We start from the raw sequence: 218 nt of genomic DNA on the forward strand, positions 1-218 counted from the left end.
GGAAAAGACCTGAAGGAACTGCTGTCTGCCGGGGATCAGGTGAAGATTGAACTCGGATATGATTCCAACCTGTACACGGAATTTGAAGGATATATATCGCTGATCGGCTGGGGTGTTCCCGTGACGATCCGGTGCGAAGACGAAATGTATAACCTGAAAAGAAAAACAGTGTCCTATTCCGCAAAGAATGTCACACTGAAGAAACTGCTTGCAGACGT

The 218-nt window shown here is 46.8% G+C and carries 1 pseudogene; it reads left to right on the plus strand.

The window, feature by feature from the left end:
* Positions 1–218, plus strand: a pseudogene (locus tag HMPREF2794_RS16215) (hypothetical protein); the annotation flags it as partial.

It is taken from the genome of Bacteroides sp. HMSC067B03, assembly GCF_001811315.1.
Taxonomy (GTDB): domain Bacteria; phylum Bacteroidota; class Bacteroidia; order Bacteroidales; family Bacteroidaceae; genus Bacteroides; species Bacteroides faecis.